Origin of the sequence: Micromonospora sp. NPDC005087 (assembly GCF_042872965.1) — a bacterium.
GTDB lineage: Bacteria > Actinomycetota > Actinomycetes > Mycobacteriales > Micromonosporaceae > Micromonospora.
Genome location: NZ_JBIALB010000006.1, coordinates 37,814 through 53,894, shown reverse-complemented (window position 1 = coordinate 53,894; position 16,081 = coordinate 37,814). Strand labels below are relative to the sequence as shown.

The following is a 16,081-nucleotide window of genomic DNA, read 5'->3' as shown; positions in this document are numbered from 1 at the left end:
GGGGGTTCGTCGAGCGGGGCGGTGGCGCCGGCTCAGGGGGCCGGCGCCACCGGCAGGTCCAGCACCTCGTCGACAGCGCGGCGGGGGGTCGGCCGGCCGGGCTGGCCGTAACCGATCCGCAGCACCATCTGCGGCGTGCCGAACCGGCCCAGTGACAGCCGTAGCTGCTCCCGCGCGCCGGGTACCTCGATCGGCTGGGAGAGCAGCGACACGCTGAGCCCGGCGTCGGTGGCGGTGAGCAGCACCCGTTGCAGGGCCTGCCCGGCGACCACCTGGTCGACGGCGGTGTTGCCCACCGAGCCGAGCACCCCCACCAGTGGCTCCGGCTCGAAGTCGCGCCTCGGGGCTCGGTCGCGCCCGCCGAAACCGCGCGCCGGCAGCACGTCCTGCGGCTCGCCCTGCGGACCGCCGGCCGAGGCCGGCACGCCGTCCGGCGCGGGCTCCTGGCGGAGCCACCGCTCGCGCTCTGACCGGTAGGCGGGGTCACGCTCCAGTACGCGGTGCGCGCCGCGGGCGATCTCGCCGAACGCGGAAAACGCGCTCACCCCGATCAACAGCTCCAGCCAGCACTGCTCGGCGCGGGCCGCCTCGCCGAGCCGCCACCGTGCGTCCGCCGGCACCGGGTTCGGCCAGAACGGCATCCGGTTGCTGAACCGGCGGGGGATGGCGGCGTGCAGGCTCTGCTCGCCGGGCGTGGGCGGGCGCGGAACGTCCGGGACCAGGCGGGCCAGCAGGTCCGGCTCGGCCGGGTCGGGGCGGAGCCGCACCCGGGCCGGGACGCCGGCCACGGCCAGCGCGATCCGCAGGTTGAACAGCGCCGCGCCGCAGGCGATGCGGACACCCCACCCGCTCGGGTCGGTCGCCGGCAGCCGCCGGGCCGGGTCGGCCAGCACCTCGATCCCGCCGTCGCGCAGCCGCAACCGCCACGGCTGGGTGTTGTGCAGCGAGGGTGCCCGGACCGCGTCCACGGCGGCGGTCCGCAGGTGGGCCGATGTGTAGCCGATGTCCATGGCGGTGCTCCTCTCCGATGGCCGGCAGCCGGCGGTGCTCCGACGTTCGCCGCACCCCTACGGTCCGTCCGTCGGGTGGGTGCCGGGCAGGGCCGGACGTCCCGACCCGTCGGGCCCCACCGCCCCTGGCTGGTGCGCCGGCCCACCCCGGACCTCGGACCGCCCCGGTCGGGACCTTCGGCCCGTGCGCGGGTCGCGGGACCGGGGTAGAAACGAGGAATGATCCGGGTGTTCCTCCTCGACGACCATGAGGTCGTCCGCCGTGGCCTGGCCGACCTGTTGCAGAGCAGCGGCGACATCGAGGTGGTCGGCGAGTCCGGCTCCGCCCTGGAGGCGGCCCGCCGTATTCCGGCGTTGCGGCCCGACGTGGCGATCCTCGACGCGCGGCTGCCCGACGGCAACGGCATCGACGTGTGTCGGGACGTGCGCGCCGTCGACTCGTCCATCAAGGGTCTGATCCTCACCTCGTACGAGGACGACGAGGCGCTGTTCGCGGCGATCATGGCGGGTGCCGCCGGGTACGTGCTCAAGCAGATCCGCGGCACCGACCTGGTCGACGCGGTGCGGCGGGTGGCGGCCGGGCAGTCGTTGCTCGACCCGGCGATCACGACCCGGGTGCTGGAGCGCATCCGCAACGGCGTCGAGCAGCCGCGCGAGCTGAAGTCGCTCACCGAGCAGGAGCGGCGGATCCTGGAGTACGTGGCGGAGGGGCTGACCAACCGGGAGATCGCCGGGAAGATGTTCCTGGCCGAGAAGACGGTGAAGAACTACGTCTCCAGCGTGCTGGCCAAGCTGGGTCTGGAGCGCCGCACCCAGGCCGCCGTCCTGGCCACCCGCCTGCTCGGTAAGACCTCCTGAGCCGACCCGCCCCGGTCAGTCGCGCAGCGGCACGGACCAGCTGACCTCGGTGCCGTGCGGCTCGACCGGGCGGACCGTGAAGGTGCCGCCGTGACGTTCGGCGCGTTCGCTCAGGTTGATCAGGCCGCCCCGGGCGGCGGCGGGGTCGCAGCCCACCCCGTCGTCGGTGACCGTGACGGTGACGTGTCTGGCGTCGACGCGGACGCCAACGGTGACCTGGGTGGCCTGCGCGTGGCGTACCGCGTTGGACAGCCCCTCGCGTAACACGGCGGTGAGGTCCGGGCGGACCGCGTCCGGGACGGCGCTGTCCACCGGCCCGGTCAGCTCCAGGTGGGGTTTGTGGCCCAACGACTCGGCGGCCACCTCGATCGCCTCACGGATCTCTGTACGCAGAGCCGCGGTCATCGGCGTACGCAGCTCGAAGATGGTCCGGCGGATGTCCCGGATGGTCGCGTCCAGATCGTCGACGGCGGCGTTGATCCGCTTGGCCACCTCTGGGCGGGTCATCATCGGCGCGGCGCTCTGCAGTTGCAGGCCGGTGGCGAAGAGCCGCTGGATCACCACGTCGTGCAGGTCGCGGGCGATCCGCTCACGGTCCTCCAGGACCACCAGCAGCTCCCGCTCCTCCTGGCCGCGGGCCCGTTCCATGGCCAGCGCCGCCTGACCGGCGAAGCTGCCCAGCAGGGCCACGTCGTCCTCGGTGGCGCCGCCACCGCGGTCCGGCCGGTGGGCCACCACCAGCACGCCGTGCAGGGTCTCGGCGGTGGCCAGCGGGGAGATCACCGCCGGCCCGGTGTGCAGCAGCGCCGGCCACGGGGCGGCGTGCGCGAGATCGTCCACCTGGTCGTGCCGGCCCTCGGCGATCGCCGCGCCGAAGCTGGTGTCGGCGGCCGGCAGGACCGTGCCGACCAGCGCGCGCGCCTGCTCGTCGGCGCCGTCGACCACCTCGACGGTGTACTGCGCGGCGTCGGTGTCGTAGAGCATGACCAGCGCCAGCTCGGCTTCGGCGACCTCCCGGGCGCGGCGGGCGACCAGCGCCAGCGCGTCGGTGCGGCGGACCTCGCCGAGCAGCACCGTGGTGATCTCGGCGGTCGCCGCCAGCCAGCGTTCCCGCCGGTGCGCCAGGGCGTACAGGCGGGCGTTCTCGATGGCCACGCCGGCCGCGGCGGCGAGCGCGACCACGATCTCCTCGTCGTCCTCGGTGAACTGCGCGCCGCCCTGCTTCTCGGCCAGGTAGAGGTTGCCGAACACCTGCTCCCGGATGCGCACCGGCACGCCCAGGAAGCTGTGCATGGGCGGGTGGTTGGGCGGGAAGCCGTAGGAGCGGGGATGCTGGGTGATGTCCGGCATCCGCAGCGGCCGGGGGTCGTCGATGAGCAGGCCGAGCACGCCCCGACCGTGCGGCAGGTCGCCGATCTGCGCGTGCTGCTCCGGGGTGATGCCGTGCACGATGAAGTCGTAGAGCAGCCGGTCCGGGCCGACCACGCCCAGCGCCCCGTACCGGGCGCCGACCAGCTCGCAGGCCGCCTGCACGATGCGTTGCAGGGTGCTGCGCAGATCGAGGTTGGTGCCGATGCCGACCACCGCGTCGAGCAGGGCGCGCAGCCGCTCCCGGCTGGTGACCACCTCGCCGACCCGGTCCAGCATCTCCTGGAGCAGCTCGTCGAGGTGGACCCGGGACAGCGGGCTCAGCCCGAGCGACGGGGTCACCTGGGCTTCCTTGCGGGGCTGTGGCGTGCTGGTCACCGCGCGATGGTATCGCCGGTGCCCGTCCTGTCCAGGCCCGTCAGCCGTGCCCGCCGCGGACCGCGGAGGTGTCGACCACCTGCGCGGTGGTCAGCCGCGGGGTGTGTGGCGGGCCCGCGTGCGCCGGGTCCGCGATCCCCAACCGCAGCACGAGGTACGGGAAGCCGAGGCCGGAGAGCAGCTGTCGCAGGGTCTGCCGGGTGCCCGGCACCTCCACCACCGCGCTGAGCGGCACCGCCGACACGCCGAGCCGGGTGGCGGTCAGCCAGGCGGCGGAGAGCGCCTCGCCGGCGCGCAGCCAGCTGTCCGGTTCGTCCTCGTCGCCGTGCAGCAGCGCGTACACCGCCATGCGGTCGTGGCCGGGGCCTACCGGCAGGCTGCCGGGGCGGCCGAAGTCGCGGGCCGGCACGGTGGTCTGCGGGGGCTGCTCGGGCAGCACCTCCGGCGGCAGCCCGGTGCCGGTGCCGGCGCGGCTGGTCCAGTACGCCAGCTCGGCGCGCAGCGCCGGATCCTCGGCCTCGACCGTGTCGGCGTGCGCCGCCGTGGCGGCCAGCTCCAGCACCTGGTCGCGGTCGAGGATCTGGAGCCGGCAGCCCTCGGCGGTGACCGCTCGGATGATCTCTTCGATCGCGGCGGTGGGCACCGGTTCGTCGCTGACCGGCCGCCGGTCCGTGTGCCGGACCTGCATGCACTGCACCATCCGCATCGCGTCCGGGTCGACCTCGGCGCGGTCCAGGGTGGTCAGCCGGGCCAGCAGCTCGGTGTCGCTCGGGTCGGGCAGCCGCTCCACCACCGCGCGCCACCCCTCGGCGGCCAGCGCCAGCCGGGCGTGGTGCAGGGCCGCGCCGCAGCTCAGGGCGAGCAGCCGGCCCTCCGGGTCGGTGGCCGCGAGCTGGCGGTCGCGGACCGTGCGCAGCTCCAACGCGTCGGGCAGCACCCGCCAGCGCCACGGCTGGGTGTTGTGCACCGAGGGGGCGTGGCCGGCGGTTGCCGCGGCCGCCGCCAGCGCGGTGGTCAGCTGGCCTTCCTGACTCATCGTCACGACCTCTCCGTCTCTGCCAATCGTGCCTGACGTGGCGGTGATGCGCGTGGGGTTGCCCGCTCCATCCTGTGGCATCCGACGACGGCGCGCAGGGGTCGTAGGTCCCGGTCGGGCCGGGTCGTTACGCCCCCGGGGTCAACGTTCCCGGACGACGGCGACCGGGCAGTGGGCGTGCTGGATCAGCTGCTGGCTGACCGAGCCCAGCAGCATGCCGGCCAGCCCGCCCCGGCCCCGACTGCCCACCACCACCAGCCGCGCGTCACGGCTCGCCTCGATCAGCATGGCCGCCGGGCTGCCCGGGACCAGGTCGATGCTCACGGCGAGATCCGGGTACGTCCGCCGCCACGGCTCCAGCGACTGCTCCACGGCGGCCCGCTCGTCCGGCGCTCCGGCCGCCCCGCCGGGGCCCTGGGTCCAGGCGTGCAGCACGCGCAGCGGCACCCGCCGCTGGGCCGCCCGTTCGGCGGCGAAGCCGAGCGCCACCAGCGACGGCTCGGAGCCGTCCACGCCGACCGCCACCGGTCCACCCGACGCGTCGGCCGGTGCCCCGCTGGCCCCGTCCCGGACCACCACGACCGGGCAGTGCCCGTGCGCGGCGACCGCCACCGCCGTCGACCCGACGAGCAGTCCACCGAACCCGCCGTGGCCGCGGCTGCCGAGCACCAGCAGACCGGCCTCGGCCGAGCGTTCCTGCAACACCAGGGCGGGCGGGCCGTCGTACACCTCGCCGGTGACGGTGAGCCCGGGATGCGCGGCGGCGGCCTGCGTCGCCGCCTTCCGGACCAGTTCCTCCACCTGCCGCCGTGCGGTGTCGTCCGGCCAGACGCCGGGCGCCACGCCCGGACCGACCCAGCCGGCCACGGTCAGCCATTCGAAGACGTACGCCAGCCGCACCGGCTGGCCGCTGTGCTCGGCCTCGTCCAGCGCCCAGTCCAGAGCCACCGAGGCGTCGGTCGAGCCGTCGTAGCCGACCAGGATCTCCGCGTCACGCACGTCGTCCTCCTCAGCGGTTGGTCGGATCGGTTTCGCGGATCCAGCGCCACTCCGCGACCTGTGGGTCGTCCTCGCCGTACCGGCGGGTGTAGTCGCGCGCCGACTGCCGGGCGTCGACCATCTGCTGCCGCAGGTGCGCGGCGCGGGCGGCCAGCCCGGGCACACGGTCGATGACGTCGATGACCAGATGGAAGCGGTCCAGGTCGTTGAGCATCACCATGTCGAACGGGGTGGTGGTGGTGCCCTCCTCCTTGTAGCCGCGCACGTGCAGGTTCTCGTGGTTGGTACGGCGGTAGGTGAGCCGGTGGATCAGCCACGGATAGCCGTGGTACGCGAAGATGATCTGGCGGTCCTCGGTGAAGATGGTGTCGAACTCTCTGTCGGTCAGGCCGTGCGGGTGCTCGGTGTCCGGCTGGAGCCGCATCAGGTCCACCACGTTGACGAGTCGCACCTTCAGCTCCGGGAGATGCTGACGCAGCAGCTCGGCGGCGGCCAGCGTCTCCAGGGTGGGCACGTCACCGCAGCAGGCCAGCACCACGTCCGGCTCGGTGCCGCCGTCGTTGCTGGCCCACTCCCAGATGCCCAGGCCACGCCGGGTGTGCTGGATCGCCTCGGTCATCGTCAGCCAGTTCGGTGCCGGCTGCTTGCCGGCCACCACCACGTTGATGTAGTGCCGGCTGCGCAGGCAGTGGTCCATCGTGGCGAGCAGGGTGTTGGCGTCCGGCGGCAGGTAGACCCGAACCACCTCGGCCTTCTTGTTGACCACGTGGTCGATGAAGCCCGGGTCCTGGTGGGAGAAGCCGTTGTGGTCCTGCCGCCAGACGTGGCTGGAGAGCAGATAGTTCAGCGAGGCGAGCGGCTGCCGCCAGGGGATGGCCCGGGTCACCTTCAGCCACTTGGCGTGCTGGTTGAGCATCGAGTCGACGATGTGGATGAACGCCTCGTAGCTGGTGAACAGGCCGTGCCGGCCGGTCAGCAGGTAGCCCTCCAGCCAGCCCTGGCACAGGTGCTCGGAGAGCACCTCCATCACCCGGCCGTCTGGGGAGAGGTGCTCATCGCCCGGCACCGTGCCCGCCACCCAGGCCCGGTCGGTCACCTCGAAGGCGGCGTCCAGCCGGTTGGAGGCGACCTCGTCCGGGCCGAACAGCCGGAACGTCTGCGGGTTGGCGGCGATGACGTCCCGGAGCCACGGGCCGAGCACCCCGGTCGCGCCGGCCATCGGCTCGCCCGGGTGGGGAACCTCCAAGCCGTAGTCGCGGAAGTCGGGCAGGCGCAGGTCGCGGAGCACCACGCCGCCGTTGGTGACCGGGTTGGCGCTCATCCGCCGGTCGCCGCGCGGCGGCAGTGTCCGCAGCTCGTCCACCGGCGCGCCGGTCGCGTCGAACAGCTCCTCCGGGCGGTAGCTGCGCAGCCAGTGCTCCAGCTCGGCCAGGTGCGCCGGGTTGTCGCGTACCTGTGACAGCGGCACCTGGTGGGCGCGGTAGGTGCCCTCCACCTGCTTGCCGTCGACGTCGCGGGGGCCGGTCCAGCCCTTCGGCGTCCGCAGGATGATCATCGGCCAGCGGGGACGCTCGACGACGCCGCCGGAGCGGGCCCTTTGCTGGATCGCGGCGATCTCGTCCAGCGCCCGGTCCAGCGTCGCGGCGAGGGTGCGGTGCACCTGGGCCGGGTCGTCACCGGCCACCACGTACGGCTGGTAGCCGGAGCCGCGCAGGAGGTCGAGCAGGTCCGCCTCGGGGATCCGGGCGAGTACGGTCGGACTGGCGATCTTGTAGCCGTTGAGGTGCAGGATGGGCAGCACCGCGCCGTCGCGGGCCGGGTTGAGGAAGACGTTGGAGAGCCAGCTGCCGGCCAGCGGCCCGGTCTCGGCCTCGCCGTCGCCGATCACGCAGGCCACCACCAGGTCCGGGTGGTCGAAGGCGGCGCCGTAGGCGTGGCTCAGCGCGTACCCCAGCTCGCCGCCCTCGTGGATCGAACCCGGCACCTCCGCCGCCACATGGCTGGGGATGCCGCCGGGGAAGGAGAACTGGCGGAACAGTCGGGCCATCCCCGCCTCGTCGCGCGACACGTCGTGGTAGCGCTCCGACCAGGTGCCCTCCAGCCAGGTGTTGGCCACGATGGCCGGCCCGCCGTGCCCGGGGCCCGTGACGAACATGGCGTTCAGGTCGCGCGCCACGATCACCCGGTTGAGGTGGGCGTAGATCAGGTTGAGCCCGGGGCTGGTGCCCCAGTGGCCGAGCAGCCGCGGTTTGATGTCGTCGGGGGTCAGGGGCTCCCGCAGCAGCGGGTTGTCGAGCAGGTAGATCTGCCCGACGGTGAGGTAGTTCGCGGCGCGCCAGTAGGCGTGCAGTCGGCGCAGCTCGTCGTCGGTGATCGACCGGTTCGGATCGAGTGCGGTGTCCATGATGCTGTGCCTCTCGCAGATCGGGGAGTGGGGCATCCGACGTCCAGCCTCGCCGTCGCCTGCGCCCCGAGGTCAGGGCCGTTGGTCCCGGTTCGGGCGGGCGTCGGGCCCGGTGAGCGGGGCCTCGGCCAGCCCTCGGACGACGATCACGGGGGCCGGGGAGTGGTAGAGCATGGACTGGGCGACCGCCCCCAGCATCCCGCGGCCCGGTTCGTCGCCCCGGGCGGCGACCAGCGCGACCTGCGCCGAGCGGGACACGTCCACCAGCACCTGTCCGGGATCGCCACGGATGACGCGGCACTGGGCCTCCACGTCCGTCCGACGGGTGGAGAACCGGGCCACGACCTCGGCCAGCTGGTCGCTGACCCTGTCGGTGTCCTCGTCGGGCTCCACCACCCGCAGCGCCAGCAGCCGGGTGCAGCGCCGGGCCGCGCACTCGAAGGCCCACTCCAGAGCGAGGGTCGAGCTGGGCGATCCGTCCACCCCGACCAGCACCGGGCCCGGCGGCGGCTGCTCCTGGCGGACCACCAGCAGCGGGCAGCCGGCCCGCGCGGCCAGCTGCACGGCGGACGTGTCGGCCGGAATGCACCTGGCGGTGCCGGCCATCCCGCTGTCGCCGACCGCGAGCAGGAAGGCTGCTTCCGATCGACGGATCAGGATCGGCAACATGCCGCCCTCGACGATCTCCCCGCGGACGGTCAGCCCCGGTTCGATCCCGTGGGCCAGTTGCGCGCCCCGCGTGATCAGATCCTCGGCGTGGTCCCGGGGCGCGGCGACGGTGTCGGCGGAGAAGGCCGCGTGCCAGTCGAAGGTGTGCAGCAGGTGCAGTGGCCGGCCGTGCGCGGAGGCCTCCTGCGCGGCCTGGTGAACGACCGGGAGGTCGCGGTCCGAGCCGAGGCCAACCAGCACCGCTGCATCGGCGGATGTAGCCATCCGACATCACCTCCCGGGCGTCGCGCCCGGCACGACCACGCTGTCCCTGACCGAGGGTAGTCGGGTGGTAACGATGGCGGGCCGGATCGGGCAGCGCCGCCGGACGTGATGGCGGCAGCTCGTCAACGATGGTTGACACGAGTGGCACCGTCAACGTATGTTGACGACATGAGTCAGGCGACGGAACTCGCGGCGGCAGCCGGCAGCACCGACCCCCGGGTCGGGCTGCGCGCCGTCCGCGCGCTGCGCCGGCTGCTCGAGCGGCTCGAGGTGGTCCAGGTGGACAACGCCCGTCGACAGGGCTGGTCCTGGCAGGAGATCGCCGACGCGCTCGAGGTCAGCCGGCAGGCGGTTCACAAGAAGCACGCCGGGCGGCCGGCGGTCAATCAATCCTGGGAGGCGTGATGTTCGAACGGTTCACCGACCGGGCGCGCACGGTCGTGCGGCGGGCGCTGGAGGAGGCGCGGGCCGAGGGCCAGCGCCCGGTCGGCACCGAGCACCTGCTGCTCGCCCTGACGGCCGACGAGGCGGGTCTGGCCAGCCGGGTGCTGGCCGACGCCGACGTACGCGCCGACGACCTGCGTGAGCGAATCCGCCGGCACACCGCCAGCGGTGGCGCCGGCCTCGGTGACGCCGACGCGGCGGCACTGCGGGAAATCGGCATCGACCTGGCCGCGATCGTGGCCCGCATCGAGCAGTCCTTCGGCCCGGACGCCCTGCGCGAGGCCGTGCCGGCGCCGCGCCGACGCTGGGGCCGCCGGCGGTACCTGGGCGGGCCCTTCTCGCCCCGCTCGAAGAAGGCGCTCGAGTTGTCGCTGCGGGAGGCGGTGCGGCTGCGGCACCACCACATCGGCACCGAACACATCCTGCTCGGGGTGCTCCGCGAGGGGCAGGGGATGGGCGCGCTGGTGCTCACCGAGGCCGGGGTCGACCTCGACGACCTGCGCCGCCGGGTGGAGAGCGCGCTACGGACGGCGGCCTGACGATGCGGTGGCCGGCGCGTTGAAACCTGTCTGTGGCACTTCCGACGCGGGCCGCTCGCGGGCTCGCTGAAGCCGCCCCGGTGCTGCACACTGGCGCCGTGGATGCTCGACAGGACAGGCGGCCCTCGGGCGGCGACGGTGGACTGCGCTCCGCCGTGGTGGTCAACCCGGTGAAGGTCGCCGATCTCGACGACCTGCGCCGCACCGTGAACGACGCCCTGGCCGCCGCCGGCTGGCCCGAGCCGCAGTGGTTCGAGACCACCGTCGACGACCCCGGCCGCGGCCAGACCGAGCAGGCCGTCAAGGCCGGCGTCGACCTGGTCTTCGCCTGCGGCGGCGACGGCACGGTGATGTCCTGCGTCAGCGCCCTGGTCGGCACCGACGTGGCGTTGGCCGTGCTGCCTCAGGGCACCGGCAACCTGCTCGCCGCCAACCTGGGTCTCTCCACCGACCTGGCCGCCGGGCTCCAGGTCGCCGTCGAGCGCGGCCGGCGGCTGCTCGACGTCGGCGCCGTCGAGGACCGGTACTTCACGGTGATGGCCGGGATGGGCTTCGACGCCCAGATGCTCGCCGCCACCTCCGAGACCACCAAGGCCCGCATCGGCTGGCCGGCATACGTGGTGGGCGCCGCGCGTCACCTGCGGGACCGGCCGATGCGGGTGCAGATCCGCATCGACGACCGGCCGCCGGTACGCCGCCGGGCCCGCTCGGTGCTGATCGCCAACGTGGGCCGGCTCCAAGGCGGCGTGCGGCTGCTCACCGAGGCCGAGCCGGACGACGGCTGGCTCGACGTCGCCGTGCTCACCCCGCGCAACCTGCGGCACTGGCTCGCGCTCGGCTGGGCGGTGGTCCGCCGCAACGGCCGGGTGCCGCAGATGGAGGTGTTCCGCGGTCGGCGCGTGGTGGTCACCAGCAACCGGGCCCAGCCCCGGGAGCTGGACGGCGATCTCATCTCCCCCAGCCGGCGGCTGCGGGCGGAAGTCCGACCCCAGGCGCTCTGGCTGTGTGTGCCCCAGCCTGAGCAGGCCCCCGACCTGGCCGTCGACGCGCGAAGCGCCGGGGAGCGAGGCGAGCAGCTGATCGAGGAAGCACGCCGTGAGTAGCACCCGGATCGTGCCGGAGACCCGGCTGATGGCCGACGAGGAGCTCTCCGCTGACGACGCCTGGCACACCCTGCGCCGCCAGGGCGGCTGGCACCTGCTGCGGGACGCCTTCATCCGGTTCCGCTACGGCGACGGGTTCAGCCACTCCCGGGCCTTCGGGCTGCAACTCTGCCTGGCCGTGGTGCCGTTCCTGATCGCCCTCACCGGTCTGATCAGCGAGCTGGGCGTCGAGGAGGGCGGCCGCATCGTCGCCGACACCGTGCTGGCGCTGACCCCCGGCCAGAGCGAGCAGATGGTGGCCGAGCTGCTCGGCGAGGGTGAACGCGTCGAGGACGCCGGTGAGCTGGCGCTCACCCTCGGTCTGCTCACCGGGCTGGTCGCACTGACCACCACGATGGCCCAGATCGAACGGGGAGCCAACCGGATCTACGGCGTGGAGCGGGACCGCCCGGCGCTGTGGAAGTACCTCCGCGCCGCCGTGCTGGCCGTCACCGCCGGCCTGCCCGCGCTCGCCGGCTTCCTGATCCTGGTGGGCGGCGGCGCGATGGGCGACTCGGTGCGGGAGCACTACGAGTGGGGCGAGGTCGCCGACGGCATCTGGACCGTGGTCCGCTTCCCGCTGAGCCTCGCGCTGACCGTGCTCGCCGTCGCGGTGCTGTTCCGGCGTGCGCCGCGCCGCAAGCAGCCTGGCCTGTCCTGGCTGTTCTTCGGCGCCGGCATCGCCACCGCGCTGTGGTGGCTCGCCAGCCTGCTGCTCGCCGCGTACGTGCGGTTCAGCGACGGCTTCGGGCAGACGTACGGCGCGCTGACCGGGATGATGGCGCTGCTGCTCTGGGCCAACCTCACCGGGATGGCGCTGTTCGGCGGGCTGGCCTTCGCCGCCCAGCTGGAGGCGCTGCGCATCGGCGTGCAGGAGCCGGCCCAACCGGACCTGTGGAAGCCCGAATCGGACCGCGCCGAGCTCTTCGACACCGGGGACATGACCGCCCTCTAGTGCCCGCCGCCGGTCGCCCGCGTGTACGGGCAGCGCCGATCGGGTAAAGCGCCCTCGCCAATGGACATGGGAGGTGCGGGGTGACGGCGCTCAAAGAGGTGGCGCGGCGTCCGATCGGGCATTTCGCCGAGCGGAGCATCGCCGGCCTGGTAGCCGTCACCGGCGCCGGGGTGGCTTTCGGGCTGCTGTTGTTGCTCGTCCGGATGCGGTGGAGCCCGTTGCAGGACGCCGACCACGCGGTCGCCGAGTGGTTCAACGGTCTCGTCGCCCCGCACCACGCGCTGGTCACCGTGCTCCAGGCGGTGACCGACCTGGGCGGCCGGCCGATCCTCATCTGGCTGGTCACCATCGCCGTGGTCGGGCTGCTGATCCGGCGGCAGCCACGGTTGGCCGTCTATCTGATCATCACCGGGGTCGGTGGCCTGATCCTCGACCCGTCCCTGAAGACGCTGGTCGGTCGGCTCCGCCCGGTCGTGGACGTGCCGATCGCCAGCGCGCCGGGCAACAGCTTCCCGAGCGGGCACGCGCTCGGCTCGTTCGTCGCGTACGGGGCGCTGCTGCTGGTGTTCCTGCCGGCGATGGCGCCCCGGTGGCGTAGGCCGGCGATCGCCGGTACGGCCGTGCTGGTGGCGCTGGTCGGGCTGACCCGGATCGCGCTGGGCGTGCACTTCGTCTCCGACGTGCTGGCCGGCTGGCTGCTCGGCGCCGCCTGGCTGGGCGTCACCGCGTACGCGTTCCGGCTGTGGCGGCGCGAGCGGGGGCGCCCGGTGCCGCCGCTGAGCGAGGGTCTGGAACCGGAGGCCGGGCACGACATCGCCCCCGCCCCGGCCGAGGAGCACGTGCTGGCCCACCCTCGCTCGGCGGTGGCCGAGCTGCTGGTCGGTTGGGTGCTGGTCTTCGGGGCGCTGTACGCCTTTGGCACGTACGTCAGCTACCACGCCAAGGGCACCTTCTTCGCCACGCTCGACACCGAGGTGCCGCGCTGGTTCGCCGATCGGCACACCGAGGCGCTGACCGAGGTGAGCTGGTGGTGGAGCAAGTTCGGCGACACGCACGCCATCCTGCTGATCTCGCTGGTGTTCTGTCCGCTGGTGCTGGCGGTGTGGCGGCGTTGGCGGCCGGTGCTGTTCGTGGCGCTGGCGATGGTCGGCGAGCTGACCCTCTTCCTCGCCTCCGCCCGGGCGGTCGACCGGCCACGCCCGCCGGTGGAGAACCTGGACGGGCAGATGCCCACCTCCTCCTTCCCGTCCGGGCACATCGCGGCGACCATCTGCGTCTGGCTGGCGATCGCCGTCATCGTGCTACCGCGTACCGACCGCTGGTGGCGCTGGATCTTCGTGGCGCTGGCGGTGATCATGCCGGTCGGGGTGGCCACGTCCCGGATGTACCGCGGGATGCACCACCCGACCGACTTCATGGGCGCGATCCTGCTCTCCGCGCTCTGGATCGGGCTGCTCTACCTGGTCATCCGCCCCAACGCCGACCTGAAGGAAGGCAATCAGCCGGCCATCGAGTCGGAGGACGTGGACACCCTCGACGACGAGCTGGCGCGGGCCGGCCGGGCCGACTGAGCGCCGCGCCGTGCTGCGCGTGATGACCTGGAACATCCGTACCGGCGGTCGGGACCGGGGCGGCCCCGACCGGCTGGACGCGGTGGTCCGGGTCGTCACGGCGCAGGCGCCGGACGTGCTGGCCCTGCAGGAGCTGCGCGGCTTCGACCGGGGCGGACTGATGGCCGAGATCGCGGGTCGGGTGGGGATGACACAGCACCTGGCCCGGTCGTGTTTCGGGCAGCCGGTGGCGGTGCTGGCCCGGCCGCCGCTTCGGGTCGTCGCCGCGGGGGCGCTGCGTCGGCCGTTCCACCACGCGGCCGCCCGCGTCGTGGTGGCCACCTCGGCCGGCCCGCTGACCGTGCTCAGCACCCACCTCCACCCGTACTCCGGGGGACGGCGTCGGATGGAGGTCGACTGGCTGGTGGCCGCGGTGCGACGCGCCCAGGGGCCGCTGACGCTGGTCACCGGTGACCTCAACTCGCTCGACCCGACCGTCGACCACACCGCGCGCCTGGCCGGGATGCCCGATCTCTACCGTCGGCGCCACCTGCAGCGGACCGGAGGCGCCGTGGACACCCGCGCTGTCGCCCGGCTGCGGGCCGCCGGCCTGGTCGACCTCTGGCTCTCGTACGCCGCCGGAGCACCGGAGGCCGACGGCCTCACCGTGCCCACCCGGTTCGGCGGGGAGGAGTTCGCGGGGATGCGGCTGGACTACCTGTTCGGCACTGCGGCGGTGGCCGAGCGGAGCCGGTGCGTCCGGGTGGTCCGCGAGGGGGACGCCGAGACCGCCTCCGACCACTACCCCGTCGTCGCCGAGCTGGACCTCGACCCGGCCTGAGCCGGGCCCGTGCGCCCCGGCCCGGGACGCACGGCGCCGGGCGGGTCAGAGGACCAGGTTGAGCAGGACGGTCAGCACGACCGAGGCCACGATCGAGAAGAGGATCATCAGGAGGCAGCCGAGGCCACCGCCGAGCGGGCGGATCTCCGTGTTGCCGAAGCGCATGGGGTTCACCTGTCCGTGAAAGCGGGGGTGGGGGCGAGCGCGACGGCCAGCGGGGTGAGGTAGCGGTGCGAGACCGCCAGGCCGTGCACCAGCACGATCGGCGGCGCCCCGGTCCCGGGATCCGTGCTGCGCCGGGTGTGTGTCCGCAGTCCGCCGACCTGCCGCCACTCGCTGGTCAGCCCGGCGGCCGGCCGGGGCGCGGCCAGCGCCAGCCGCAGTTCGGCCCGACCGAACCGCCCGGCCGGGTTAGCCTCACAGCTCGCGCAGCCGGGGCAGCAGCTGCTCCTGCGCCCAGTCGAGGAACATCGGCTGGGTCTCCCCGCCGATCTGGACGATCGCCACGTGGGTGTAGCCGGCGTCGACGAACTTCCGGAACGCCTCGACGTGCGCGTCCACGTCCGGGCCGCAGGCGATGCCGTCGGCGACGTCCTCCTCGCGGACGAACTGGGTGGCGGCGGCGAAGGAGTCCGGGCCCGGCAGTTCGGCGTTGACCTTCCAGCCCATCCCGAACCAGCGGAACTGGTCGTGCGCGATCTTGCGGCACTCGGCCTCGTCCGGGCCGTAGCAGATGGCCACCTGCCCGTAGCGCGGCTGGCCGGCGCCGCCCGCGTCGTCGTACATCTCGATGATGTGCCGGTCGGGCTCGGTGGCGACGATGCCGTTGCCGTACTCGGCGGCCAGGGTGGCGGACTGTCGGCCCGAGGCGGCGATGGCCATCGGGACCGGCTGCTCCGGGCGGTCCCAGACGTAGGCGTCGGGCACGTCGAAGTGGTTGCCGGAGAAGGTCAGCGACTCGCCGTTGAGCAGCGGTCGGATGATCTGCAGGGCCTCCTCGAACATCTCGTGCCGCTGCTGCACGTGCGGCCAGCCACCGACCACGTGCTCGTTGAGGTTCTCCCCGGCGCCGAGGCCGAGGGTGAACCGGCCGTCCGAGAGCGCTCCGATGGTGCTGGCCTTCTGCGCGACCACGGCCGGGTGGTAGCGGCGGATCGGGCAGGTCACGAAGGACATCAGCTCCGCCCGGGAGGTGGCGTGGGCGACCGCGCCCAGCACCGACCAGGCGTACGGGGAGTGGCCCTGGGCATCCAGCCAGGGATAGTAGTGATCGGAGATCACCAGCTGGTCGAAGCCGGCCGCCTCGGCCCGTACCGCGTGGTCGACCAGTTGCTTCGGACCGGCCTGCTCGCACATCAGGGTGTAGCCGACGCTGACCATTCTGGTTTCTCCTTCCCGCCGACGGATCGTCCCGGGATACCCAGCTCGGCAGCGGTCAACCCTCCCGTCCGGTTCGGACGGGAGGCGCTTGACGGATGACCGTGACCTGCCTACGGTCGGTCTTAACCGGTTAAGAGTGCCGGGTGTGGCGCACACCCTGTGGTGGGGATGACCGCCCCGTGACGGCCCGCGTTCGCGTGGGCCGTCACGGCCGTCCGCCGGCTGCGGCTCGGCCACTGAACCG

Annotated in this window: 14 protein-coding genes; 7 read left to right on the top strand and 7 right to left on the bottom strand. The window is 73.5% G+C overall.

What is annotated here, in order from left to right; genetic code table 11:
* Nucleotides 1–32: 32 nt before the first annotated feature.
* A complete protein-coding gene (locus ACFYPS_RS16170; protein ID WP_354963023.1) occupies nt 33–1,010 on the bottom strand; it encodes an Acg family FMN-binding oxidoreductase in 978 nt (325 codons plus the stop codon).
* A 219-nt stretch (nt 1,011–1,229) separates the two neighbouring features.
* On the opposite strand from ACFYPS_RS16170, the gene ACFYPS_RS16165 reads away from it, so the two are divergent.
* Nucleotides 1,230–1,868, top strand: a complete 639-nt coding sequence (locus ACFYPS_RS16165) for a response regulator transcription factor (protein WP_089017008.1) — start codon at nt 1,230–1,232, stop codon at nt 1,866–1,868.
* 15 nt (nt 1,869–1,883) lie between these two features.
* Here the strand turns inward: ACFYPS_RS16165 and ACFYPS_RS16160 are convergent, their stop codons facing one another.
* The 5 genes from ACFYPS_RS16160 to ACFYPS_RS16140 form a co-directional block, all read right to left on the bottom strand.
* On the bottom strand, nt 1,884–3,560 hold the full coding sequence (locus ACFYPS_RS16160) for a GAF domain-containing protein (RefSeq protein ID WP_387325519.1): 1,677 nt from the start codon (nt 3,558–3,560) through the stop codon (nt 1,884–1,886).
* 94 nt (nt 3,561–3,654) lie between these two features.
* Nucleotides 3,655–4,650, bottom strand: a complete 996-nt coding sequence (locus ACFYPS_RS16155; RefSeq protein WP_387325516.1) for an Acg family FMN-binding oxidoreductase — start codon at nt 4,648–4,650, stop codon at nt 3,655–3,657.
* A 141-nt stretch (nt 4,651–4,791) separates the two neighbouring features.
* Complete coding sequence (locus ACFYPS_RS16150) at nt 4,792–5,649, bottom strand: universal stress protein (RefSeq protein ID WP_354963022.1); 858 nt, start codon at nt 5,647–5,649, stop codon at nt 4,792–4,794.
* Nucleotides 5,650–5,659: 10 nt separating this feature from the next.
* Nucleotides 5,660–8,053 carry a phosphoketolase family protein gene (locus tag ACFYPS_RS16145; protein WP_354963021.1) on the bottom strand — a complete coding sequence of 798 codons (2,394 nt, stop codon included), beginning with the start codon at nt 8,051–8,053 and terminating at the stop codon, nt 5,660–5,662.
* A 72-nt stretch (nt 8,054–8,125) separates the two neighbouring features.
* Nucleotides 8,126–8,986 (bottom strand): universal stress protein, encoded by an 861-nt coding sequence (locus ACFYPS_RS16140; protein WP_354963020.1) that lies wholly within the window; start codon nt 8,984–8,986, stop codon nt 8,126–8,128.
* A 168-nt stretch (nt 8,987–9,154) separates the two neighbouring features.
* Between ACFYPS_RS16140 and ACFYPS_RS16135 the strand changes: the two genes are divergently transcribed.
* From ACFYPS_RS16135 to ACFYPS_RS16110, 6 genes are all read left to right on the top strand, one after another.
* Entirely contained in the window at nt 9,155–9,391 is a 237-nt protein-coding gene (locus tag ACFYPS_RS16135; RefSeq protein ID WP_074318164.1) for an HTH domain-containing protein, read from the top strand.
* Nucleotides 9,391–9,969 carry a Clp protease N-terminal domain-containing protein gene (locus tag ACFYPS_RS16130; RefSeq protein ID WP_387325232.1) on the top strand — a complete coding sequence of 193 codons (579 nt, stop codon included), beginning with the start codon at nt 9,391–9,393 and terminating at the stop codon, nt 9,967–9,969. Before ACFYPS_RS16135 ends, ACFYPS_RS16130 begins: the two co-directional genes overlap by 1 nt.
* 98 nt (nt 9,970–10,067) lie before the next feature.
* The gene (locus ACFYPS_RS16125) at nt 10,068–11,072 is read left to right on the top strand and encodes a diacylglycerol kinase family protein (protein ID WP_354963019.1); all 1,005 of its coding nucleotides are present in this window, start codon (nt 10,068–10,070) and stop codon (nt 11,070–11,072) included.
* Nucleotides 11,065–12,066, top strand: coding sequence for a YihY/virulence factor BrkB family protein (locus ACFYPS_RS16120; protein WP_387325229.1), 1,002 nt, complete (start codon nt 11,065–11,067; stop codon nt 12,064–12,066). The genes ACFYPS_RS16125 and ACFYPS_RS16120 overlap by 8 nt, the downstream gene beginning before the upstream one ends.
* Before the next feature lie 80 nt (nt 12,067–12,146).
* Nucleotides 12,147–13,637 carry a phosphatase PAP2 family protein gene (locus ACFYPS_RS16115; protein WP_387325226.1) on the top strand — a complete coding sequence of 497 codons (1,491 nt, stop codon included), beginning with the start codon at nt 12,147–12,149 and terminating at the stop codon, nt 13,635–13,637.
* Nucleotides 13,638–13,647: 10 nt separating this feature from the next.
* Complete coding sequence (locus ACFYPS_RS16110; protein ID WP_354963016.1) at nt 13,648–14,457, top strand: endonuclease/exonuclease/phosphatase family protein; 810 nt, start codon at nt 13,648–13,650, stop codon at nt 14,455–14,457.
* 417 nt (nt 14,458–14,874) lie between these two features.
* On the opposite strand, the gene ACFYPS_RS16105 is transcribed toward ACFYPS_RS16110, so the two are convergent.
* On the bottom strand, nt 14,875–15,837 hold the full coding sequence (locus ACFYPS_RS16105) for a TIGR03557 family F420-dependent LLM class oxidoreductase (RefSeq protein WP_354963015.1): 963 nt from the start codon (nt 15,835–15,837) through the stop codon (nt 14,875–14,877).
* Nucleotides 15,838–16,081: the final 244 nt, after the last annotated feature.